This window comes from Myroides gitamensis, assembly GCF_029894455.1.
In the GTDB taxonomy this organism is placed as follows: Bacteria; Bacteroidota; Bacteroidia; order Flavobacteriales; family Flavobacteriaceae; genus Flavobacterium; species Flavobacterium odoratum.
Map to the genome: position 1 here is coordinate 1,187,555 of NZ_JARYHN010000001.1, position 25,214 is coordinate 1,212,768.

Consider the following 25,214-nt stretch of genomic DNA (forward strand, 5'->3'; position numbering starts at 1 on the left):
TTAACAACATCCAGCGTTAAAATCGAAACAACTAGTTTGATTTACCTGATTACTTGGTGTAATTCCACAAGCATCTTCAGCTAAACAAGCAGTCAATGTATTTTTTAATAGAAAGTGAGTTCCATTAAATTCTAAGAAATACTTTCCTATTGTTTCTTTACCTTGAACTTCTACTTCAATATCCGCATCAACAATACCTAATTTTGTTTCTGATAATCGAATAATATTAAGCAATTTACCAGCTTTTAAACGGTGTTCATAATCATCTGCATTCCACAATTGAAAGCTTACTTTAACCTCTTCTCTTATTGTTCCTCCGCAGTCGATAAATTTCTTTGTCACTTGACCTACTTCTGTTACATGGAAGTGTTCTGCTACAAACGTCCCATCTTCAAATTGAAAATCTACTCGATCTAATTTTTCTAACACTACTTTTACTTCTGATAATTTCATATTTTATCTGTTTTAAATTATTTTAATATCGCAATATTACGATGATGTTGAATAAGAATATTAACAGCAATCCTTTGATTGTATTTTTTGAGCAAAGAAGAATTCAAACTCCCTGAAGAATTCATTCCAAACTACATCGTCAATACAATAACAAACGGATTTACCATCAATTGTTCCTTTTATAAGTCCACTATTCTTAAGCTCTTTTAAGTGCTGTGAAATAGTCGCTTGAGCCAATCCAAGTTCTTCTACCAAATCATTACAAATGCAAGCATCTTGATTGATAATATACTGAAGAATGGCAAGTCTTGCTGGATGCCCTAAAACCTTAAACATAAGCGATAATCTATTCTTTTTATCACTAAATAATTCTGATTTTGTTACTCCCATTGTTTTATACTTAAATATACATCGTAATATTACGATGTATATTTAAACTATGCAAGTTTAATTAATTTTTATAGCAAATACGATAATATATTATTCTGTAATGTGATTAGACTTCATAAACTTTGAAAAGAAAATACTCACTTCATACAATAAAACTAATGGTATAACCAAAATAACTTGACTCAATACATCTGGAGGGGTAATAATTGCTGATGCAACTAAAATCAAAACATAAGCATATCTGCGATACCCTTTGAGTGTATCTGTTGATAAAATTCCCATCTTGTATAATACTAGAATGACAACTGGCAAAACAAACACAATACCTGATGCTAGTATAGTGGTTCTAACAAGAGAAATATATGAAGTAAGATCGATTTGATTAGCAACAATACTACTAATCTCTATATTCATAAAAAAATGAATAGATAACGGAACTATAATAAAATATCCAAACAAGACACCTATAAAAAATAAAAGACTTGTGATTGTTACAAATACAATACTATATCTTGTCTTACTATTATATAATTTAGGTTGTACAAGTTTCCAAATTTGATACAAAATCCAAGGAAATGAAGTTATTAGTCCAAAGGTAAAACTAGTCCAAATCATAATCTTTAACTGACCATCCATTTTTCGATTTTGAATATCAAAATCAATCCCTTCCATATACAATGATGAACTCAAATTAAAAAAATCTATCAAAGAACGATGCCAAATATAAATAGGAAAATTAGGGTTCTTAGGAGCAAATAATATTTGCTCAAAAATAAAGTTAGTATATAAAAACGCTATGCTACTACATAAAACAATTCCAATAAAACACTTGATTAAAAAACTTCTTAAAAGTCCAACAAAATTCAAAAATGTCTTTTTCTTAATATCTATATCCATATCTTATTATAAGATGCTAAACTACTGCTATTTTAATTATTTAATATCCAAATTAGGGCTTAGTTTTTAGTTGCTCTAAATATAGTTGTATGCGCTTGATTTAGCTCATCCACATAGTTCCACTCTAAAGCTTTATTTTCATTTTCTGCAAAAATAGTAGCTAACTTATTTGTATAGGGAGAAATATCAGAGACATACTATTCTACAAACCAAAACGTTATCCTTACTGACTAATTCACCTAGATCAGCGTTAATATTATCAGTAAATGGTGATTATTTTACTAAATTCAAGAGACAAATGCTAAATAATTAGCAAACTATTCTAGTTCTAAAAAAAAAATACTTAAAAAAATCTGAATAAGATTTCTCTTGTAGTGCTTTTTTACCTACTTAGTGATATATCTTTGATTTTTTACTTCAATAATTCTTCTTTTAAAAAACTTATAAAGTTACATTCTTTACTTGTAATAATATTAAAAAATAAATTTATAACAATTAAAAAATCATTAGATTTATAATTCTAAAACTAGTTCTCCTTATTTACTAGTTGTCTTTAAAAAGAGAAAGTCCTAGGGCTTTCTCTTTTTTCTATTTAGTTACAATTTAAACTTCGTCTATAAAGTAACGTAAACTCCGCTTATTACCAAAAATATTATATCTACTTTTTGTCTTTACCTCCTAACAGACCTTAATGAAGATAACTATTTTTACTTTATCTGGTTATTCCCTTTCTCCTGTATAGGATTATTTCCTTGAACAAGTAAAATGGTATCTGCCTTTAATCGAGTCTTTAACCAATTATTAAGTAGCTTACCATCTACTGCCTTTGTTTTTTCTTTTTGATTAAAAAGAAAAAACCAATTCATTGTAATACTATCAGTTTTTATATATCGCTCTACTTTCCCAATGGATACTTCTTCTATATTAGGAAAAAGTACATTAATTTCATTTATCAAATTAGGTTCATCCACTTTATACTTAGACAGTTCTTTTTTTAAGTCATTGATTATAATATCTTTCTCTGCATATGATCGATCTTGCTTACTGAGTTCATTTAAAATTTCTGATTTAATATCCTTTTCATCTTGTTTAAATGTCAGCTCTACATTGTCTAGACCTCTTTCCTTTAATAACCTGTTGTAGAGTAAAATATTTTCTTCAGTTAATTTCTTATCCAAAAAAGCAAGTTCTACTTTTTTGGGCTTAGTATTATAATTAATCTTTTTATAAATCACAGTATACCCTCTATCATTAAACTCAGAATCAATGAACTCCTCGACAGTTTTTGTGAATTTCTTTTCTTCAAATAACGTATAAGCCAAGTAGAAACTAGGTACAATCATCACAACAATCAACATACTAATACCATATCTTATACGTCTTTCTTTCTGGGTATCTAAAGTAGATGATGTTGGATATTTCAAGTACTTAATAACAAAAAAAGTAGCAATACAAATAAAAAAACAGTTAATAGTATACAGGTAAAAAGCTCCCAAAAAGTAACTTATATTAAATGTAGCTAACCCATATCCTGCTGTACATAAAGGGGGCATTAATGCAGTAGCAATAGCAACTCCTGGTATAGGATTTCCTTTTTCAACCCTAGTAATAGAGATAACTCCAACAAGACCTCCAAAAAAAGCAATCAAAACATCATAAATTGTTGGGGAAGTACGAGCTAATAACTCAGATTGAACATCCTTAAAAGGACTAACGTAGAAATAAATAGCAGAAACTAATAAACTAACAATAGTAGCAATGATTAAGTTTTTTATTGCGATTTTTAGCAATAAAAAATTATAAGTTCCTAATGCAAAGCCTGCACCTACAATTGGTCCCATCAATGGAGAAATTAACATGGCACCTATAATTACTGCTGTTGAATTTACATTTAACCCAACAGATGCAATGATAATGGCACACGCTAAAATCCATAGATTAGCTCCCTTAAAGGCAATATTAGCTCTAATGTTTTCTAGAACTTTTTCCCCTTTCTCTTCTCCTTTATGCAGATTAATGTAATCAAAAAACTTATTTGTCATCTGCTCTTATTTTTATTGTTATTTTTTTTCTCTACTCAAAACATAATATCCAATCACTCCCCCAATTATAGAAGCGACAAAGATTCCTATCTTAGCTTGAGTCATATATTCCTCACTTGTAAAAGCTAATGAAGTTACGAATAAAGACATGGTAAAACCAATAGCTGCAAGAAGGCTCAGTCCAAAAAGATTTTTAATATTCATCCCCTCAGGGAAAGGAGCTACTTTTAATTTTACCAAAACAACTGTAAAACCTACTACTCCTATTACCTTTCCAACCAATAAACCAAGTGCTACACCTAGAGCTACATTTGTACTAAACAAATGATCAAAATCAATAGCTAAAGATACACCAGCATTGGCTAAAGCGAAAATAGGAATAATTAGAAAAGTAACCATCGGATGCATCATGTGCTCTAAACGCTGTAAAGGCGGTGTTGCACAGGCACTACTGTTTTCTATCTGCTCTAAAATATGTAATTGTTCATTAGTTAAAGTAGATTTAGTATTATCGGGATCTATTGCTTTGAACTTATCTAAAAGTACTTGTATTTTTTCACTAAATACTTTTTCACTAATTCTAACATTGGCAGGAATTGTAAACGCTGCTAAAACTGCAGCAATAGTGGCGTGAACGCCAGATAATAAAAACGCTGTCCATACCCCTCCAATTCCTAAAATAGCATAAAAAAGTATATTTCTAACTCCTATTCTATTACCCAAATACATAATAACTAATATAGAAGCCCCAACTAATAAATGCAAAGTCGAAATCTCTGAAGTATAAAAGAAAGCTATAACAAGTACAGCTCCTAAATCATCAACAATAGCTAATGCCGTTAGAAACACTTTTAATGTTAAAGGGATTCTACTTCCTAATAAATAAAGAACCCCCAAAGCAAATGCGATATCGGTCGCCATAGGAATTCCCCAACCATTAGACATCTCTCCACTTGGATTTAAGGCAAAGTAAATAACAGCAGGAACAACCATACCTCCTAATGCCGCTCCAATAGGTAACATTGCTTTTCTAGGATTAGATAACTCGCCTGCTACAATTTCTCTTTTCAGTTCTAGCCCAACAACAAAGAAGAAAATAGCCATCAATCCATCATTAATCCAATGGTGTAAACTATATTCAAAAAAACTATTTCCTGCCCATTGAAAACCAAACTTATATTCCAAGATATGATGATAATGCTCTTTTAACGAGGAATTAGCTAATACAAGTGCAATAATTACACTTATCCCTAATACTATACCACCTGACTTCTCTTGTTTAATAAATCGTTGTATGGGGGATACCATCCTCTCAATAGGGGTCTGATTTAACTGGTTCATAAAAATATTTCTTCTTGTTTTAATGTTATAAATAGTTTACAATTTCAAAAATAGAAAATTAATTTTGTTAGTTAATAAAAAACACGTATTTACATGAATTATCCCTTACATTTAACTTTTACAAGATTTTTATTGCAATTATAGCTAAAGTAGATTACAAATTATTCTTATTGGACTATCTACTTTATTTATATTGGTTAATTTTTATACGCTATAAACATTTAAATTTGCTTAGATAATAGCTTTCCTTGACATTGACATTAAATCCTTGAAAACAAAAAAAAATAAAAACATAGTAATTAAGAAAGTAACTCTAAACGATATTCAAGAGTTACAAACAATCAGTAGGCAAACTTTTTTTGAAACCTTTTCAGAAACAAACAGTCAGGAAAACATGACCAAATATCTTGAGGATAGTTTTTCAATTAAGACACTAACTAAAGAATTAACTGATATTTATTCTGACTTTTATTTTGCAATTTTATCACATCAAATAATTGGCTATCTTAAATTAAACTATGGAGTTTCTCAAACAGAAATAAAAGATTCCAACAGCATAGAAATAGAAAGGATCTATGTTTTACAAGAATATCATGGGCAAAAGGTTGGGCAAATATTATATGAAAAAGCTTTACAAGTAGCATATATTAAAAAAGTCAACTATTTGTGGTTAGGTGTTTGGGAAGAAAACCCAAAAGCTATTCGTTTCTATCAAAAAAAAATAGATTTATAGCATTTGATAAACATATTTTTCTACCAGCAGATGATAAGCAAAGCGATATAATGATGAAGAAAACATTAGTATAGGATTTTTTTAAACAATACAACCAAATCATGTTAACCTTAGAGGTTTTTGACTGGCTATAATCTAACATGTTGAATTTCCATATATAAAAATTCTTCTATTAATTTTATAGAAAAACAGCTCAATTTAGGTTTGTTTTTCATTTGAAAATCCACCATCGGTTCATATTTGCATATTCAAAATCTTGTTTATAGCGATCGGGAATATTCCCTTCGAGTAAAAATCCCACTTTTAAAGAAGGAAAAATTTCTTCATACGTCAACATCTCATTCAATGAAACACGTCTGTAAATATGGGTACGCGTGATGTTTTTCATGTCATCTAGTCCAGAAGCTCCTAATAACTCAACGAAGCTCTCTACTGTTCCTTTATGGTAATTGGCCATACGTACTTTTTTGTCTGCAACGTCTAAACCTATGGTTAGTTTAGGGTCTTGCGTAGCAATTCCAGTAGGACAACGGTTGGTATTACACAAAAGTGCTTGGATACAACCTATGGCAATCATCATGGCACGAGCGGCATTACACGTATCTGCACCTAAAGCCATAGCACGAGCAATATGAAACGACGAAGTTACTTTTCCAGAAGCAATGATCTTAATGTGCTTGCGAATTCCCATTCCCATTAAAATATTATGTACAAAAGCCAGTCCATCCAACATAGGGGCTCCTACATAATTCGAGAACTCTTGCGGTGCAGCCCCCGTACCACCTTCGCCACCATCTACAGAGATAAAATCCGGATACGTATCTAAATGAACCATCGCCTTACAAATAGAAATAAACTCTGCTTTGTGTCCGATACACAGTTTAAACCCAATCGGTTTCCCCTCTGATAGAGTTCGCAATTCCTTAATAAACGAAACTAATTCTAATGGTGAATTAAAAGCCGAGTGATAAGGCGGTGAAGCCACAACCGTATGCGGTTTTACGTGTCTGATTTCCGCAATTTCCACTGTATTTTTAGACGCAGGAAGTATTCCCCCATGCCCTGGTTTAGCTCCTTGTGAGATTTTTAACTCGATCATTTTTACATTCGGTAATTTCGCTTTTTCCGCAAATAAGGTAGGATCAAATTTTCCATGCTCATCTCTACATCCAAAGTATCCCGTACCAATTTGCCAAATTAAGTCCCCTCCACCTTTTAAATGATACGGACTTATTCCTCCTTCACCTGTATTATGCGCAAACCCTCCTAATTTTGCACCACCACTCATGGCTTCTATAGCTTGAGCGCTTAGTGAACCAAAACTCATGGCTGAAATATTGAGGATACTGGCTGAATACGGTTGTTTACAGTCTTTATTACCAAATAGTACACGCGGATTGTGATCTAGTTTATCAAAGGCTTTTGGAGCAATTGAGTGACACATCCATTCGTAACCCTCTGCATAAACGTCTAATTGCGTTCCAAATGGAATTGTTTCCAATTCTTTTTTAGCACGTTGATAGATGGTTGCACGGTCGATACGACTAATTGGTTTACCGTCGGTATCGGATTCAATAAAATATTGATACATTTTTGGTCGAAGTTCTTCCATCACATAGCGAAGTCGACCAAAGATTGGATAAATACGCCTCAGTGTATGTTTCTTTTGATACATATCCTGATATCCCATAATCACAAAGATGAGAATAACTACAAAAAAGATGCCCCAATTCTTATTTAAAAAGAGAGTAAGTAGAAGCATTACAATCAAAAGTAATGTTGAAAAAACGACAAATTGTTTACGCATAAGTTTGACTTGTTTTTAACCTTCACTATATTATAAGAATAATAAATTAGGTTTACTGTTAAATATCTATCTCTATATTCTAGATAAATTAAACCACTCTTCAGAGAAAATATACCAATTAAACTAACGATTCGATTATAAATAATCCTGTACTGATAGTATAAAATTTATTTTTCTTGTTCTTAGAAACTTTTATTTAACACAATTCTTGATAAAGTTAGAGTATTATCTTACTATCAAAATCAGTTAAAAAGTATTCTATTTATCATTTTCAAGATAGGACTCAATAAGATTGATGGCATTGGATACTACATCACTTAAGGCAACTATATAATTTCCTTCTTTAGCAATAGATAAAACATGTTTAAGGGCTTCAGCTTCTTTTGGGATTATTTCATAAGTAACCTGTTTATTAATACTAGTTATTCCTATTAATATCAATTGTATTATTTCTTCTTCAGTCCTTCCTCGTAGATGGTTTTCTTGTCGAATAATAATATGATCAAACATTCGTGCAGCGATTTTACCACATTTAATAATATCCTGATCTCGTCGATCTCCTACTGCTGCTATTATACCAATTTTCCTAGAGGCTTCAATAAACGTTAAATAGTCTTCAATGGCTAAATATCCTGCTGGATTATGGGCGAAATCAATCATGATTTTAAATTTTTTAAATTCAAAAACATTCATTCTCCCTGGAGTTTGAGTGGGACTAGGAATAAAACTTTGCAAGGACATTCTGATGTTTGCTGGTTCAAATCCATACAGATAACTGGCCAGAGTAGCTGCCAATACATTTTGCACCATAAATTTTGCTTTTCCCTGCATAGTAAGAGGAACATTAATAACTTTTTCAATTCTAATGTTCCAATGCTCTTTTTTAATGGTTATATATCCATTTTCATAAACAGCTACTATTTCACCTCTTTTCAAGCATGCTTCTACAATAGAGCTATTTACATCTAACGAAAAATATGCAACTTGACAGTCTAGTTTTTGTGAAATCTTCATACAATAGGGATCATCTGCATTTAAAATAGCCCAGCCATCTGTTTTTACACTCTCAACTACAACAGCTTTGACTTTTGCCAAATCAGCCAACGTATGAATATCATCTAAATCTAAGTGATCTTCCTTAATATTGGTAATAATAGCAATATCACAACTAGTGAATCCTAATCCTGCGCGCAAAATACCTCCTCTAGCTGTCTCTAATATAGCGATTTCAACACTTGGATCTCGCAGCACATAATGAGCACTAACAGGACCTGTGGTATCTCCTTTTTCCATTAGTTGATGATCGATATATATGCCATCAGATGTTGTAAAACCTACTTTAAAGCCATGATTTTTTGCAATATGAGCCAGTAAACGAGTTGTTGTTGTTTTACCATTTGTTCCTGTTATTGCTAGTATAGGAATTCTAGATTCTTTTCCTGGAGGATATAACATATCCAAAACAGGTACAGCTACATTACGCGAAATCCCTTCGCTAGGCGCTAAATGCATTCTAAATCCTGGTGCTGCATTTACTTCTAACACCACACCCTCATTTTCTTTTAAAGCAGTCGTAAGGTTAACAGCCATGATATCAATTCCACAAATATCCAATCCGATAACTCTTGCAATCCTTTCTGCTAATAAAATGTTTTCTGGATGGATTTGATCCGTTACATCAATTGCCGTTCCTCCTGTGCTTAAATTAGCAGTAGATTTTAAATTAACAATCATATTATCTTCGACAATAGAATCCAGTTGAAGCTCTCTTTTAGACAAAAGACTCAGGGTATCTCGATCGATTTCTATCTTAGTTAAAACATTCTCATGACCATTTCCGCGTAAAGGATCTTTATTTGTTAATTCAATTAATTCTCTTATTGTTCGAACTCCATCGCCAATAATATGAGCAGCAACCCTTTTTGAAGCCGCTACGACTTTATTATTGATGACCAAAACTCTAAAATCATAGCCCCTAATAAATTTTTCAACGATGACTCTTTCACTATATTTTTGTGCATGTATTAAAGCTTGTTTAGCTGTTTCAAAGTCGAGAACTTTAATAGACACACCTTTTCCCTGATTTCCATCTAATGGCTTTATCACTATAGGATATCCTACTTTATCAATGAGTTGTTTAAGTTGATCTTGGTTTATACAAACACCACCTTCTGCAACAGGTATGGAGCATTGTTTGAGTATCATTTTTGTCTTCTCTTTATCACATGCTAAATCTACAGCGATATGACTAGTTTCACATGTGATGGTTGCTTGAATGCGCATTTGATTAACTCCATAACCTAACTGAATAAAAGATTGATTGTCCAATGGTATCCATGGAATTTTTCTATTTTTTGCTTCCTTTACAATACTAAGTGTAGAAGGTCCTAAAATAAAACGTCGATAAATTTGCTTTAACTTTTGAATTGTCGAGTCCAAGTCATAAGCAACTCCATCAACTAGTGCTTGGGCAATTTCTACTGCTGATTTTGCAGCAAATACACCTGCATTTTCTTCCTCATAATCAAACACAACATGATAGGTCCCTGAAACTTTTGTTTCTCTGGTTCTTCCGAATCCCGATTGCATACCAGCTAAAGATTGGATTTCAATAGATATATGCTCCACCACATGTCCCATCCAAGTGCCAGTGCTTACTCTACTGAAAAAACCTCCAGGACTTCCTTCAGAACATCGATGACTGTATAATGATGGTAATAATACTTTTATTCGTTGTAAAAACCCATCAATTACATCTGTGGGTCTTTGTTCTAGCTCTTCTATATTTAATCGCATTTGAATGAGCTTCACTCTTGTATTACTCCAAATATTAGGACCTCGTAAAATTGATATTTTTTCTATAATCATATACCTTACTTTTATATTTATCAAGATACTATTAAATAAGGACTACAACTATTTTAATTAAAAATATTACCAATAAATTAAGACAATTATTTAATGATTTAATGATTTAATTTAATTAAATTACAAAATCAATAATTTTAAACATGAGTATTAAAGGAAAATTAATTATCGTTGGTGGAGGAATAGATGTAGGAAATTCTATCGCCAGTGAAACAGAAATAAAACAAATAAACAGTAATTACTTTTACAATTGTGGTATTCTAAAGAACATAATAGACGAGTCGAAAAACAAGGAAGAATCCCGAATTGAAATTATAACCACTGCCTCTAAAATGCCAGAAGAGGTAAGTCAAACATATATACATGCTTTTAAACTTCTCGGAGCCACAAACGTTGGACACTTGCCAATCAATAGTAGATTAGAAGCTAATGATCCTGATAATTTACAGCGGCTCACCCAAGCAAATACTGTGCTATTTACTGGAGGAGATCAATTGCGTTTAACTTCTGTGATAGGAGGAACTCCGTTTCAACAAATGTTATTGGATAAATATCATCATGAAGAGTTTTTATATGCAGGTACCTCTGCGGGTGCTGCAGCAGTATCATCTAGTATGATTTATCAAGGTAACAGCTCCGATGCTTTATTAAAAGGTTTGGTAGAAATAAATAGTGGTTTAAGCCTGATTGATTCCATCATTGTTGATACTCATTTTATACAACGAGGTAGAATTGGCCGATTATTTCAAGTTGTTGTTGGAAATCCCATGAAAATAGGTATAGGTCTAGGCGAGGATACCGGATTAATAATTACTGATAACAATGACACCATGATTGCAATTGGTTCAGGTAGTATTATACTTGTAGACGGACGACAAATTACAGATACCAATCTAACTCAAATAGACATTGGGAAACCTATTTCTATTAGTCACTTAATTACCCATGTTATGACTCAAAATGATATTTTTTTCTTTAAAGAAAACAAAATAATTATAAAGGATTCTCAGTATAATAACTAATAAATATAAGTAGTATGAAATTAATTATACATGGTGGTTTTCTCTCAGAATCCCATACCAATGACAAAACAAGAAATAAAAAACAAGAGGCGTTAAAACGTATTATTCTTCAAGGTTTTCAATACTTAAAAATGAATACTTCTATTCAGACAGTTGCCTATGTTGTTAGTCTTTTAGAAAATGATCCTCTTTTTAATGCTGGGACAGGTTCTCAGATACAATCTGATGGGATTATAAGAATGAGTGCTGCATTAATGGATGGAAGTACTTTAAGAATGGCCGGTGTGATTAATATTGAGAATGTAAAAAATCCAATTTTAGTAGCAGAAAAATTAATGTCTTATGAAGATAAAATACTTGGTGGAATTGGAGCTATTGAATTTGCAAGAGCGCATCATTTCATCTTTTTTAATCCTCAAATTAAACAACGCAAAGACGAATATGATAAAAAAAAGCAAAACAAAGATAAAAACACATTAAAAACAAGTACTGTAGGATGCGTTTGTATAGACAATTCTGGTAAAATTGCAACAGCCACTTCTACTGGAGGTAAAGGATTTGAAATACCTGGAAGAATCTCTGATTCTGCAACAGTGGCAGGAAATTATGCTAATACCTATTGTGGAGTAAGTTTAACTGGTATTGGCGAGGATATTGTAAGTCTTGCTATGGCAGCCAAAATTGCAACACGAGTGAGTGATGGCATGACCTTAGCTGAGGCATTTGAAAAAAGTTTTCAAGATCTGAAACAAATACAAGGATTGGCGGGAGCTATAGCAATCGATTATAAGGGCAATATATATCATCAAGAATCACATCCAACAATGGTATATGCTAGTTATGATGGAATTAAATTGGATATTTTCTAAAAAAATTCAATAGCCTTTCACTTCTTTGTCAAGCATATCAAGAGAAACAACAAATGTAAACTTAATTCAAAAACCACCTGACAATAAATATCAAGTGGTTTTAGAAAGAAGCAACAAATTATTAATAAAGTTTTTTTATTTTGGTAAATGAATTAATAATATTATAATCTGTCTTTTTTTTATTTTGTTTAAAGTCTATTACTAATTGCTTTCTTTGTACAGACTTTTTGTACAGACTTGTATCTTTGTGTTACTTTATACAGCTTTTCAACCAATCAATATTTATAACACTTACCAGTATTTAGATGGTATTTAATGCCGATTCTAAATTAAACGTAAGTAGTTTGGTGATGATTTTTAATTGGTTTTTATGGGGGCATAACTAACACCACATTACTACCTTACAAAGGTTGTTTTTATTAATTGACAAAGTATTATATAAAAAACATAAGAGATTACATAATTCACACATCTTCCCTGCTACTTTTTCTAGGCGTGAATCTATTATATTGATAAGGTAAATTGACTTCTCTAAAGCAATTAAATCTATACAAAATCTCAAATAAACTTAATTCATCATACTTCAGATTTGAATCTTACAAACGATATTAAATTATTCTATCGTATTTTGTGGTAAATTATTCAATATATAAGCTTGAGTTCTCATTTTTGTTAAAACGTAGTCCAATCTGAATTCATCTCGTAATCTAAAATGGGATTTACATCATTTTGTATATTAAATTGACCATAAAAAGCAGCCAAATCTGAAAGAAGACTTTGACGTGTGATTTCTATAAGTTGCGTATTAAAACCATCCAGTTGCAAGACGAATTGAAAGCTTATAACTCGAGCTATCATTTTACCTATAAGTATTAAATTGCGTTGTTTTAACGTACTATCAATACTTAAATCTAATTGAGACACAAAATATTCAGCACTCAAACTCGTGCGCTCATACTCTTTTAAAAAACCATATAGATTCGTTTTTTTTGCTTTTCTCATCAATTTTAGTATCCCCTCCGCAATTTGGGTATACAACATTTCGTTTGATCCTTCAAAAATTTGAAAAGGTCTACAATCAACCAAGGATCTTCCAGCAATATGGTCTAATCGATATCCATTAGCCCCAGCTAATTGTAAACTAATTTGGGCTGATTCTTGCATTAAATCTGTAACTAAAGCTTTCAGTACATTAGCCTCAATACTCATTAAGGCCAAGTTTTTGTCAATTCCGCTTATATCAACGCTAAAAAAACACATACCAGAACACAAAGTGTAAGCGGCCTGTATCTTTGCAATTTGATTTTTGACTGAATCAATTGTCAACAAAGGCGTACCTCCTACTTGTCTTTCTTGGCAATGTGTTAAGGACTCATCTAAAAGCCTTTTAATAAAACCTAATCCCATACCAGGGAATTGAAGCCTGCTGCGATGAAGCGTATCAAGCATTAATTTAATTCCTGTGGTTTCATTGAGTAATTTTTGCTCCTTAGGAACAATTATATCAATTTCATTAATACCATAAGCAATAGCATACAAACCCAAGTTATTATATCGATGAGTCATAGGAATATATTGATGTTCTTTATTATTTTCACAAACAAAAAAATCAATATCTCTTGCTAATTCTCCATTTGGTCTAGTCTCTCTGGCCGTTACAATCCAAAAATCAGCTGTACCACTTAATCCTTGCCAGTGTTTTTGTCCTTTAATATGATACATATTTTGCTTTTGCTCAAAAGCTGTTTTCATATTCAAAGCGTCACTCCCGTGAGCTTTTTCAGTAATCATTAATCCACCCATCGCTTTGTTTTCTATAAACTCTTTAAAAACCCTTTGCTGAACAGCAGCTTGTCCATATTTAGCCAAAGGTTCCAAAAAAAGAGCGATATTAATCCCAAAAATCAATGAAAGAGGTAAAGATTCATAAGAGGCTGCTGAGAGAATTTGCAAGCATTCTTTTACTTTCATTCCCCTGCCTCCATACCTCTGAGGGATAGCTACAGACAAGGGGGTTTGATCCATAATTTCATCCACTAATTCAGCAGGAAAATCACGGGTAAGTCCCAAAGCATTATAATTATATTTTTCTCGAAACAGATATTTCAATCGCTTCTTAAATTCTTCAATATAAATACTAAAATCCATATTTTCTACTAATGCATTCATCTCTATTATCTTTTATAAATTAAAACTTCTTGATTGTCCGAGAATTTATAACCTTGGCATAGCAATAATATTTGCTGGAATTTAATTTTTATTAATAATAAAAAAAACCACCTGACGACAACAAATATCAAGTGGTTTTTAAAGAAGTAACAAATTATTAATTAAGTTTTATTTATTTCGGTTAAGAATTAATAGTATTAAAATTTGATATTCTGTTTACTTCTAATTAAAGTCTAGTACGCATCTTTTTGCCAGTTTCACTGATTGCTTTTTCGGTACAGGCTTGTGCCTTAGTATTACATTCTACAGCTTTTTCAACCAATCCATCCTCATAATGTTTAGCAGCATCTAAATGATATTTTACAGCTGATTCTAAATGACCAGCCGCTTCACGATGATTCTTGATTTCATTTTGTGAACTACTAGCTAAGGCTTTGTTTTTTTCATCTTTCTTGTCCATATGTTTTGTGTTTTATTTTGTAGTTTAATTACTACAACACAAAGATGGAAATTACTGATTATAAAAGCATTACACAATAATCATTATCTATTATATCATTCACACATCTTCGCGATTTATCCTTTTCTTATCTTTGAGCTTTTTAAAAAAAGTTGGGGTCAAACCCGTGACTTTTTTAAATTGAGCAGATAAATGTGCTACACTACTATAGTTAAGCTTATAGGAAATCTCAGATAAATTTAATTCATCATAAATCAAAAGTTCTTTTACTCGTTCAATCTTGTGAACAATACCAAATTGTTCTATTGTAGTACCTGTAGATTCGGAAAATATGTTAGCCAGATAAGTATAGTCATAATTTAGCTGTTTACTTATGTAATCAGATTTTTTTATTTTTAAAACCTCTATATCACCATACACCATTTCAATTACTACTTTTTTAATTTTCTCAATCAAAATAGCTCGTTTACTCTCCATAAGTTCTAATCCTGTTTGAAGTAAAGCCATTTTTAATTGCGTAAACTCTTCATTGGTAAGTTCTTGTTTTAATTCTACTTCACCAAGATCTACACTACCATAAATGATTCCGAGTTTATCCAGCTCCATCCTCACTATCATCTTACAGCGAAAACTCACCATGTATTTTATGAAAATCTTCATACTTAAGAACTTTTATCTAAAGGTAATCTAAAGAATTGATTAACTGATGTTAATAGTCAAAAAAAGCGAATTGATATATAACCTAAAAAACAAAGAGGAAGATCTATATAGATCTTCCTCTTCTAGCAAAACGCTGTTTAGTTAAATCTCACAGCAGAGATTCCTTTAAAAAAATATTGATAAAAACCAAGGTAAGGATATCGAAAAAAATTACTTTTGGGCATTCAATACCAACGTCTGTTTTCTTACCCCGATTTTTATTCAACATTCATTAAACCCAATCATGAAATTATTATTCTATTTCGATAAATGTTTGTGCCCAATTTTTGAACTGTATTCCACCGCCTTATTCGTGCTATCTTGTGCTTTTGCATTGCACTCAATAGCTTTATCAATATCGCCATTTTCAAAATACCTAGATGCATCAAAATGATACTTTATAGCTAATTCTAAATGATTGATTGCTAAATTGTGATTCAGTATCTTTTGCTCCAAAATCTTTTGATCGTTTTGAGTTTTTATATCCATATTATTTACCTTCAATAACTACATTTACATAACCTAAAGGTCTGTTTTACTTATCTAAAAAGCATTATATAACAATTGATATAAATTATATTTTTCACACATTAAAACATACTATCAATAAGCTGCTTAAAGAAAAAAACTTTTTATATATTAAAATACCCTTTCTATAGACTATCGAATTAGGTCTCACTTTTTAATTGATTAAGCAAACCAGTTATATTACAACATCCTTATTTCAATTGTAGTAAAATCTACAATTAGATGTAGGTCAATGTAGTTTGAACAAACTAAATTTTAATTCAGACATCCAGATTTTAAGAAATAAAGTGCACTTACAGTTATATTAAAGCGTTTTATAACAAAATAATTACACTTTACTCTGTTTTTCGTATTTATTGATTAAATCAATCACCTCTGAGCGTTTTTTATTCATTTTCTTCTCAAGACGATTTAATAAATCATTCTCCCTTCCTACCTCATACTTCAAATCAACATCTGTCAATTGCGAAAATTGCTCTTTTAACTTTTTTGACGATTCATCCCAATTTGAAATTTTAACTACTTCTAATCTTTGATTATTATTCATAATAAAGAATTTTATTATAGCTTAATTGCTATTTAGTAAATGTAGCGTTTATAAACTCCTTAGGTTTATATAATAAAAAGTAATGTTTATATAATAAAGCTATTTTCCAAATTCTATCACTTAATTTTTTTACAATAAAAACTACCTAAATTTAATCACTATATTGCGTATGTTATTTATAATTAAGATTTTACATCTTGTATAAATAATACAATTCTAAACTGAATTATTGAAAATAATATCCGATATAACTTATGGCTGCTAACCAAGATAAAAATCACCCCCAATTGAAATTTGAAACTAAAAATAATACAGTAAATAAATTAATTACAGTAGCTTATTTTATTACTATAAAATACAATCCAGATTATTTTTTGACTATGTTTAAAAAATTATACAACAAAGATCAATTGTATCTTATTTATATCGATCATACTTGCTCTTTAGAGGTAAAAAACATGATTCAAACCTACGTAGTCCATTTATCAAATGTATACATATTAGATAGTTTCTATCTACAAACAGATAGTTATAATAAATACAAAATTCAATTAAATGCGATGCAATATTTATTAAATGTCAGCGCTAAATGGGACTATTACATCAATTTAACTGATGACCATTACCCCTTAAAATCTCAATATAGAATTTGTGAATACTTAAGTAATAATAAAGAGCATAATTATTTTATCTATTATGATAAAAGCAAGTATAATCTAGATACTTATAATAGTAATAAGCATAATTATAGTGGCTTAATTGCACTAAAAGACGCTGGTTTTAGTAAAAATACAATCATACCGTATATGAGTAATACATGGTTAATACTAACACGAGATTCATGTGCTTTTCTCTCTTACAGTAAACTAGTTGATCATTATATAGAATTATATACAAATTCATTATTGCCATCTAATTCATTCTTTGCCACTATCTTATTAAACTCTGATTACAAACGCATAATAATTAATCATGACCAAAGAATATTATTTTCAAAAAGCGAACCAGTTGAATTAATTCTAAAAAAAATAAAATCTAATAATCATTTTTTTGTAAGAAAAATGAATTTGACGTCTAATAGTATAATAGACAAATGCATTGAAGATAATTATCAATTATCCCTAATGGATAAAAAAGAAAATAAAAATGAACTAGGACTAAATAGTAATCAACAAAATTAAAATAATACTTGTTTGTAAAATATTTTACTGATATTAACTAAGTCCATTTTTTAAAATCTAAACTTAAAAACCCCGCCTTTAAAGCGAGGTTTTTTTTAGAAGTCTCTTATACTTCCTTATTGTAATACCGATAAACTATTTTCTTTTAACATTCACCGCTATTAAACCTTTTTGACTATGTTGTAGATCAAAAACAACATCATCATTTTCACAAATATTATCTAGTAGTCCTGTTGTATGTACAAAAATATCTCCACTTCCGTTTGTTTGTGCAATAAATCCAAAACCTTTGGATTCATTAAAAAATTTTACTTTACCTTCTTGCATATAGGTTTTTATTTTAATTGATTTATATTCACTTTTATACTTATCTTTTAAGTATAAGATTACATTTATATTTATTTAATTACAAAGATGAATTTAACTCGACATTACCGGAATAGTGAATCCAATGAGTTTTTCAATTTTCTTAAGATCCTTTAACTGATCTTCATCACAAAAAGAAACTGCGGTGCCTTGAACACCTGCACGCCCTGTTCTACCAATTCTATGAACATAACTCTCAGGTTCATTAGGTAATTCATAATTTAATACATGAGGTAGTTCAGCTATATCAATACCTCTTGCTGCAATATCCGTTGCTATAAGCACTCTAATGCGATTATTTTTAAAATCATTTAATGCTTTTAATCTTGCATTTTGTGATTTATTACCGTGAATAGCAGCTGTATAAATCCCCATACTCGCTAGCTTTTTCACTAATTTATCTGCCCCGTGTTTAGTCCTTGCAAACACTAAAGAACGCTTTATTGACTTATCCTTTAGAATAGTAAAAAGCAAATTCAACTTTTCTTCTTTTTCGACAAAGTAGATGGATTGCTTAATTGTTCTGGCTGTAGAAGAAATAGGAGTAACTGTAATCTCTATTGGATTTCTCACAATTTGTAAAGCCAATTTTTTTATTTCGATAGGCATAGTAGCCGAGAAAAACAACGTTTGTCGTTTAGAAGGTATCTTTGTAAGTATTTTTTTTACATCCTTTACAAACCCCATATCAAGCATGCGGTCCGCCTCATCAAGTACTACAATCTCAACATGACTAAAATCTAAACAATGTTGATTTAACAAATCCAACAAGCGTCCTGGAGTAGCAATTAATATATCAACGCCACGATTTAGTTGAGCTACTTGCTTTTTTTGTGGCACCCCTCCAAAAACAGCTAAATGTCTTAATCTTAGAAACTCACCATATGTTTTAAAATTCTCATTAATCTGAATAGCTAATTCTCTTGTTGGAGTTAAAATAAGAGAACGGATTACTTTTTTCGAACTGCTTTTTTGATTTAAAAGCTGTAAAATAGGTATTGCAAATGAAGCTGTTTTACCAGTTCCTGTTTGTGCACACCCAATTAAATCTCTCCCTTGTAATATATGCGGAATTGTTTGCTCTTGTATAGCTGTAGGCGTCTGATATCCCACTTTATTAATTGCCTCTAGTATGGGTTGAATTATATTTAATTTTTTAAAACTCATCTTGGTTTGACTGGAATTACCAGTATTTATTTAACTCCTATATATAGTTTTAAATAATCTGGAGTAGTTAGATTATAAAAAACAAAGCTTCTTATCTGAAAAAAATAGGTAGTTAAATTATAAGACCATCTAATATTTAAAGAAAATTAAATTTAAAACCTCTTATTACTTTTATTTTAGTTGTTATAAAAATTAGTATAATCAAAATCCATTTAAAAAATGTATTAATAATTTTTAACTTTTACAAAAAGTTACTAACATTATATATTTAGCAACAAATAAAATGTACTTTTTTACGAAAGTAATTGTAACTAAGACAACTGAAAGCAAAAACTGAGAAAGAAAAAATGCTTTTGACTATTTTCAGATAAGGCAGAAGGCAGAAGCCTGTTTATAAATTCTGGACAAAGATAGATCAATTTATTTGAATTACATTAAAATAAATTGATCTGGACAATAAAACAGTTTTTTAAACTTAATTGATAATCTCATTAATTGGTAAAAAGAAAATATTTATTGAATCAAATTTTACTCTTTTAATTAACTATATAATTTTATATTATCATTTTTTGTACTAAATTAAGGATAGATAATATTATCATTGTACCTTTTAACAAACTACTTAAAATATGTCAGAGGCTATATCAAAAGAAAAAGTCAAGCTACAAATTATTAAGACATTACATATAATTTCAGCCTTTATGCTAATTGTATTAGGAGTAAGTATTTCTATTGATACCTTTAGTAATATTTCTTATTTAACTGGGGATACTTATATGAAAATTCAATTGTGGATTTGTATTTATTTTTTACTAAGTCTATTCATTGAATTTATTCTATCAAAGAAGAAATCAAAATTCTTTTGGAATAATATAATTTTTATTCTAATTTCCATTCCTTATCTCAATATATTTCAAGCCTTAGAAATTAATTTCTCTGCTGAAGTAAAATATTTCTTTCGATTTATTCCCTTAATTAGAGGAGGATATGCACTTGGTTTTGTAATTATCATGTTAAGTAGAAAGAAAATTTCGGGTTTGTTTTTCTCTTATATACTAATTTTACTATCGCTAATATATTTTTATAGTCTTATTTTTTATGTCTTTGAACATGAGATAAATCCAGATGTAAATTCTTATTTTGATGCTCTTTGGTGGGCGGCTATGGGAGCTACTACAACTGGCTCTAACATTATTGCAATTACTCCAGTTGGTAAAATATTATCTGTTATAACAGCTATTTCTGGCATTACTATGTTTCCTTTTTTTACAGTATACGTCACTTCTTTAGTACAGCGAAAAGTTGCTTTTCAAGGAAAAAAAGTTAAAAGTAAAATTGAGTAATCTAATTTATCACAGGTGAAATATTATCTCAATGCTATTTATATTTACTTATTACTTTTTTCTAGAAAGTAAAAAAATCCGTTTTAGAATATTATCTTATACAGATTTTTTCATGTTATTCTTTTATTGTTTTATAAATAAGAAAGTTATAGCAAAACATTAATTATCTATCATTACAAAAGTTAATAAAAAAACAAATACAACGATAAGCTACATTAAAAATGAATACTTTTATCTAATTATAACAAAACAATATTCTATAATTCCAAAAATAATAAATTTACTTCTGAGATTAAATTGATGCTCAGCTTCTGTACAATACACACCATTACTACATGAATTTAGTAATTGAGTCTCCCCATCACCACGTCCAGATAAACGGTCTGCTTCAATACCTTGCTTTATTATTTTCTTCATAAAGGATTACTTTCTAGGAAGATCAGGTCTAGGCATTTTATAATAACTTCCTGATAGAGATTCAAGAAAAGCAACTATCGCTTTTATTTCTTGTTCATTGAGCTCAAGAGATTTCATCAAGGTATCTGTTGTTGGGAATAAAGGATCGAGCCTTTTTTCTTCTTCTGTAGGATTTATCATATTCATTCCACTATTATACAAATTGACAATACCTTCTAAGTCATCCATCAAACCATTGTGCATCCAGGGTCTAGTTACAGCTAGATCACGAAGTGAGGGAGTTTTAAACTTTCCAACATCTTCTGCTCTTTTTGTATACCAATAGCGCCCTAAATCTTCATATTCTCTCTTGTAATAGGTAAGACCAATATTGTGAAAAGATTCATCAGTTAGGTATTTTCCATGATGACAATTCATACATCCCGCCTTCGTTCGAAACAAATGCATACCGTAAATTTCTTGGTCTGTTAAATACTGGTATTCCCCTTGAATAAACTTATCCAATCGGCTTGGTTGACTTTTAATTGTTTTTTGAAATGTTGCAATTGCACTTATAATCCGATCATAGGTTATCTTTTCTTCACCAAAAGCAGCTTTAAATAAGGGTTTGTATTCTTTAATAGCACGAATCTTAGCAGGAAGTGATTTAATATCCGTATCCATTTCGTGATGAGCAGATAAAGGTCCTACCATTTGTTGTTCTAGTGTTTCTGCCCTTCCATCCCAAAAATATGAAGTACGCGCTGCTATATTATATAGCGACGGCGTATTGCGCTTACCCAATAAGTGGTCATTTCCTAGAGATACTTGTCTATGATCTGTCCATCCCATTTCTGGATCATGACATGAACTACAGGATATTTGGTTAGACTTAGACAATTTAGGATCGAAAAACAAGGTTTTACCCAATACGACTTCAGGCATTTCTTGAGTTTCGTAATACAGTGTATCCATATCTAAGGCTTCGAATTCTCTCCATGCTACACCTTTATCCACCACAGGAGAAGGCCACTGCTCTATCGGTTTTTTATACTGAGCTACAATAACAGCATAAGTTTCATTTTCTTTGAGCATAAAATTAGCATAAACAACAAAAAGGAGTAATCCTCCAAGTATAGCACCTATATTTTTTCTCATTTTTTTCTCATTTTTTCTTATTAAAAGGTAATTCCCAAACTAACTAGCGTAGTGGAATTATTTCCGTGATGTTGAATATTTTGATACTGATATTCTCCTAGAACAAAAACATCCAAAGCTCGAGCTACAGTAAAATCGTAGCGTACTTTAAAGTTTCCCTTCCAATAATCGGCAATTTGGAGGGCATAATTGGATAAGAGCATTTGATTTATGAGCTGACTATTTCCATAGGAAAAATTAGCCTGTTCTTTTGTATTTCGTTTTAAAGACCAGAGTGACTCTACTGTTACTAAACCTTTGTTTTCAAATTTATGCATCCATTGTCCTTGAAAACCCAACTGCATAGAAGCAATTGTTGTTTGACTAAACGGTTGCGTATATCGTTCGGTTTGCTTTAAAAAGGTAACAAAAGGCAAAAGACTATAGTCATTTCTATTGGTCGAATAGTTCAAAACACTGCGAAAATGAAGTTGACTCTCTTCAAAACGATACCGTTCTTCTTGCCCTATTTTGATAAAATTATTTGTTGTAGCATTGATAAATAAGTTTTCAGTACCTTTTCGTATTTGCTTTGTTCCTTGAATAACAAATCCGATTTGCATAGGTTGTATATCAAACAACTTTCCTGCTGTTAGCACATAACTGAGATCCTTTGCTTTTGATGCCTGTACATCATAAAACTCAGGGAGTAACTTTTCAAATCTAAAATGAGTTACACCTCCCGTTACAAACCAAGTTTTAGCTTGACTTTCATAAATCTGAATAGCAGTACCATAGGCCCAACCATCATAAAAAGCTTCTCTACGTTTTCCCTTAAGCATATTATTGAAATTTCCCATCCCGTTCATTTCATAAATCACTGGGAAACCTGTAGGGCTATAAAAGCTCATCTTGTGCTTTTGGGTATACTTTTCGATATTAGCTTGTATCCCAATGGTTAAATACGAATTAAAATCTCTGCTTACTCCTAGTGTTCCTCCCACTTGTGTTGCTAAATTTTTAGGACGTGGGTCTATATTTCTGTATTCCATTCGGGCTTTATAGAAACCTGAAATACCTAAATTGTACTTTCCTATTTGTTGAACATATCCTCCTTCAACCACATAATGCTCATACTTGATATCACCACCTATACTATCCGCTACCACATAGGGGTATATTAGAGCGTAATCTGCACTTTCATTCCAATATACTTCTTTATTTCTTCCTTGACGATACGATGCTCCTCCCCATACAGCACTGTTTTCATCTAATCGATTAAAGGCATCTGCTTGTAAGAGCATACTTTTTTTATCCTTTCCTTCTTGTGCAAGTGTAGCTGCTTCCTTATTTGAAATAGTAGCTATTGAAAAAGACGTTAGGTTGTACTTTCTATAATTCAAACGTGCAGCAGGATTACTCCAGATTGACTCTTGAAAGGAATAGATTACATCTTGCTTATCTTTTATTTTAAGCACCAATGAATCGACCTGTTGACTATAGGTATACATCCAGGTTACATTAACAAAGAAAAAAAGAATGACTTTGAAGTGAAAGTGCTTCATACACATGGATATTTTATTTAAATAACGAAGGTTTTACTGCAGGTTTAAAATCTACGGTAGAATTATTCGTATCCTTTAAGATGTTTAATCCTTGTTTATTTTGTCCTACGACATTTCTTCTAACTGCTTTTCCATAGCGCGCTTCATCTCCAGAATGCTGCGTAATATAGGTATATCCCATATCTAAAGCTGGAGAAGTTACATTCCACAAGTATTCTGAAGCTACTCCAAGATTTACGACATCCATTACCCAAGCATTAGGGATTCTTATAGCTGATTCCGCCATGGGATAAACTTCTCCACCAAAAACAAAATCAAAGGTATAATCGTATAAATTATCCACTACTAATTGCTTGGTAGTCATTCCTTCCGGCAATTGAATCAAAGCATAAGCATAGTTTCCTTGAATATTAATAACCAATTCATCGTACACATTGATCATATTTTGAGCTTTCAATCCAACTACTTCATGTACATCCTCTCTATAATTTTGGAAATTGGCTTGAGTTAAGTCAATAGAATTTGAGTTATACTCTTTGTGATTAATTGCGTTTTCAGCAAAAATTACGGATTTACCTGGCTCTACAGCAAAGTCTTTTCCTTTACCAGGAAATTGGACGATTGCACCAACTGAAAATGCTTCTTCCATAAGATTCGGTGTATACTCTTGTTTTTCATTGGTCATAAATTTTGATTGTGCAAATAATAAACCATCGAGATATAAAATTTCCTCTGAATTATTGGTAATCTTGAAATACTGATCTGCCGTATATTGATTTCCTTCTGGTGTTTTACTTCCTGCAAAATAAATTTCTTCAATTACAAAGCCCGTACTACTCCCTTTAAATACTAAATCAATTGGTTGAGTCATTTCCATCCCATTAATTACGATTCCTTTAATGAAATTACTTACTTTACTCACTTCCAATACACCATTCACTTGATGTGTAATAACTCCTTCCACACTAATGTCATAGGTTCCTGTAGGCAATGCTTGTTTCATCGCTCTATTACCAGAATATACCAGCTCTGTTTTTGTATTGGAGTTCAGTTCTACTACTTGAAGAGTTAATTCTTTAATATCTTCTATTTTAGTGTCTTTAGGATCATTGATCCAAAATGTAACAAATGTTTGTTTATTTACTTGGCTATTGTCATCAGAAGAACAAGCATTAAGGCCTAGAACCACGAGTAATAAACCCAATAACTGTAATAATCTTGTTTTCATTTTTTT

General features: G+C 30.9%; 22 protein-coding genes and 1 pseudogene. 5 read left to right on the forward strand and 18 right to left on the reverse strand.

Going from position 1 to position 25,214, the window contains the following annotated elements:
• The 5 genes from M2306_RS05080 to nhaA all read right to left on the reverse strand — a co-directional run bounded on the left by M2306_RS05080 (position 1) and on the right by nhaA (position 5,123).
• Complete coding sequence (locus tag M2306_RS05080) at positions 1–453, reverse strand: DUF6428 family protein (protein WP_259188723.1); 453 nt, start codon at positions 451–453, stop codon at positions 1–3.
• A 60-nt stretch (positions 454–513) separates the two neighbouring features.
• Complete coding sequence (locus M2306_RS05085) at positions 514–843, reverse strand: ArsR/SmtB family transcription factor (RefSeq protein ID WP_259188722.1); 330 nt, start codon at positions 841–843, stop codon at positions 514–516.
• Positions 844–933: 90 nt separating this feature from the next.
• Entirely contained in the window at positions 934–1,740 is an 807-nt protein-coding gene (gene tatC, locus M2306_RS05090) for a twin-arginine translocase subunit TatC (protein WP_060875535.1), read from the reverse strand.
• Between the two features lie 707 nt (positions 1,741–2,447).
• Entirely contained in the window at positions 2,448–3,782 is a 1,335-nt protein-coding gene (locus M2306_RS05095; RefSeq protein WP_002992104.1) for a DUF389 domain-containing protein, read from the reverse strand.
• 18 nt (positions 3,783–3,800) lie between these two features.
• The gene (gene nhaA, locus M2306_RS05100; RefSeq protein WP_259188719.1) at positions 3,801–5,123 is read right to left on the reverse strand and encodes a Na+/H+ antiporter NhaA; all 1,323 of its coding nucleotides are present in this window, start codon (positions 5,121–5,123) and stop codon (positions 3,801–3,803) included.
• Between the two features lie 292 nt (positions 5,124–5,415).
• Between nhaA and M2306_RS05105 the strand changes: the two are divergent.
• Positions 5,416–5,930 (forward strand): annotated as a pseudogene (locus M2306_RS05105) (GNAT family N-acetyltransferase).
• A 137-nt stretch (positions 5,931–6,067) separates the two neighbouring features.
• Here the strand turns inward: M2306_RS05105 and M2306_RS05110 are convergent.
• Positions 6,068–7,663 carry an FMN-binding glutamate synthase family protein gene (locus tag M2306_RS05110; protein ID WP_259188718.1) on the reverse strand — a complete coding sequence of 532 codons (1,596 nt, stop codon included), beginning with the start codon at positions 7,661–7,663 and terminating at the stop codon, positions 6,068–6,070.
• 258 nt (positions 7,664–7,921) lie between these two features.
• On the reverse strand, positions 7,922–10,531 hold the full coding sequence (cphA, locus tag M2306_RS05115) for a cyanophycin synthetase (protein WP_259188717.1): 2,610 nt from the start codon (positions 10,529–10,531) through the stop codon (positions 7,922–7,924).
• Positions 10,532–10,674: 143 nt separating this feature from the next.
• Between cphA and M2306_RS05120 the strand changes: the two genes are divergently transcribed.
• Both M2306_RS05120 and M2306_RS05125 read left to right on the forward strand, forming a co-directional pair.
• Positions 10,675–11,553 (forward strand): cyanophycinase, encoded by an 879-nt coding sequence (locus M2306_RS05120; RefSeq protein WP_060875538.1) that lies wholly within the window; start codon positions 10,675–10,677, stop codon positions 11,551–11,553.
• Between the two features lie 14 nt (positions 11,554–11,567).
• Positions 11,568–12,422, forward strand: a complete 855-nt coding sequence (locus M2306_RS05125; protein WP_259188715.1) for an isoaspartyl peptidase/L-asparaginase — start codon at positions 11,568–11,570, stop codon at positions 12,420–12,422.
• Between the two features lie 672 nt (positions 12,423–13,094).
• On the opposite strand, the gene M2306_RS05130 is transcribed toward M2306_RS05125, so the two are convergent.
• The 5 genes from M2306_RS05130 to M2306_RS05150 form a co-directional block, all read right to left on the reverse strand.
• Positions 13,095–14,591 (reverse strand): acyl-CoA dehydrogenase family protein, encoded by a 1,497-nt coding sequence (locus M2306_RS05130; protein ID WP_259188714.1) that lies wholly within the window; start codon positions 14,589–14,591, stop codon positions 13,095–13,097.
• 226 nt (positions 14,592–14,817) lie between these two features.
• On the reverse strand, positions 14,818–15,051 hold the full coding sequence (locus M2306_RS05135; protein WP_002992090.1) for a hypothetical protein: 234 nt from the start codon (positions 15,049–15,051) through the stop codon (positions 14,818–14,820).
• Between the two features lie 99 nt (positions 15,052–15,150).
• Positions 15,151–15,711 carry a helix-turn-helix domain-containing protein gene (locus M2306_RS05140; RefSeq protein WP_002992089.1) on the reverse strand — a complete coding sequence of 187 codons (561 nt, stop codon included), beginning with the start codon at positions 15,709–15,711 and terminating at the stop codon, positions 15,151–15,153.
• A 297-nt stretch (positions 15,712–16,008) separates the two neighbouring features.
• Positions 16,009–16,239, reverse strand: coding sequence for a hypothetical protein (locus M2306_RS05145; RefSeq protein ID WP_259188710.1), 231 nt, complete (start codon positions 16,237–16,239; stop codon positions 16,009–16,011).
• 367 nt (positions 16,240–16,606) lie between these two features.
• Entirely contained in the window at positions 16,607–16,825 is a 219-nt protein-coding gene (locus M2306_RS05150; RefSeq protein WP_002992087.1) for a hypothetical protein, read from the reverse strand.
• A gap of 254 nt (positions 16,826–17,079) precedes the next feature.
• Between M2306_RS05150 and M2306_RS05155 the strand changes: the two genes are divergently transcribed.
• A complete protein-coding gene (locus tag M2306_RS05155; protein WP_259188709.1) occupies positions 17,080–18,006 on the forward strand; it encodes a beta-1,6-N-acetylglucosaminyltransferase in 927 nt (308 codons plus the stop codon).
• Between the two features lie 135 nt (positions 18,007–18,141).
• Here M2306_RS05155 and M2306_RS05160 read toward each other — a convergent pair whose 3' ends face one another.
• Together M2306_RS05160 and M2306_RS05165 are read right to left on the reverse strand one after the other, a co-directional pair.
• Positions 18,142–18,333, reverse strand: a complete 192-nt coding sequence (locus tag M2306_RS05160) for a cold-shock protein (RefSeq protein ID WP_002992085.1) — start codon at positions 18,331–18,333, stop codon at positions 18,142–18,144.
• A 93-nt stretch (positions 18,334–18,426) separates the two neighbouring features.
• Entirely contained in the window at positions 18,427–19,539 is a 1,113-nt protein-coding gene (locus M2306_RS05165; protein ID WP_259188707.1) for a DEAD/DEAH box helicase, read from the reverse strand.
• Positions 19,540–20,168: 629 nt separating this feature from the next.
• Between M2306_RS05165 and M2306_RS05170 the strand changes: the two genes are divergently transcribed.
• Positions 20,169–20,882: an ion channel gene (locus M2306_RS05170; protein ID WP_115089920.1), complete on the forward strand. Its 714-nt coding sequence runs from the start codon at positions 20,169–20,171 to the stop codon at positions 20,880–20,882.
• A gap of 231 nt (positions 20,883–21,113) precedes the next feature.
• Here M2306_RS05170 and M2306_RS05175 read toward each other — a convergent pair whose 3' ends face one another.
• The 4 genes from M2306_RS05175 to M2306_RS05190 are packed head-to-tail and all read right to left on the reverse strand — an operon-like array spanning position 21,114 to position 25,208.
• Positions 21,114–21,299 (reverse strand): hypothetical protein, encoded by a 186-nt coding sequence (locus tag M2306_RS05175; RefSeq protein WP_147279615.1) that lies wholly within the window; start codon positions 21,297–21,299, stop codon positions 21,114–21,116.
• A 6-nt stretch (positions 21,300–21,305) separates the two neighbouring features.
• Positions 21,306–22,436 (reverse strand): cytochrome-c peroxidase, encoded by a 1,131-nt coding sequence (locus M2306_RS05180; RefSeq protein WP_115089919.1) that lies wholly within the window; start codon positions 22,434–22,436, stop codon positions 21,306–21,308.
• A gap of 20 nt (positions 22,437–22,456) precedes the next feature.
• Positions 22,457–23,980, reverse strand: a complete 1,524-nt coding sequence (locus M2306_RS05185; RefSeq protein WP_115089918.1) for a DUF6850 family outer membrane beta-barrel protein — start codon at positions 23,978–23,980, stop codon at positions 22,457–22,459.
• A 13-nt stretch (positions 23,981–23,993) separates the two neighbouring features.
• Positions 23,994–25,208: a DUF4876 domain-containing protein gene (locus tag M2306_RS05190; RefSeq protein ID WP_115091600.1), complete on the reverse strand. Its 1,215-nt coding sequence runs from the start codon at positions 25,206–25,208 to the stop codon at positions 23,994–23,996.
• Between the last annotated feature and the right edge of the window lie 6 nt (positions 25,209–25,214).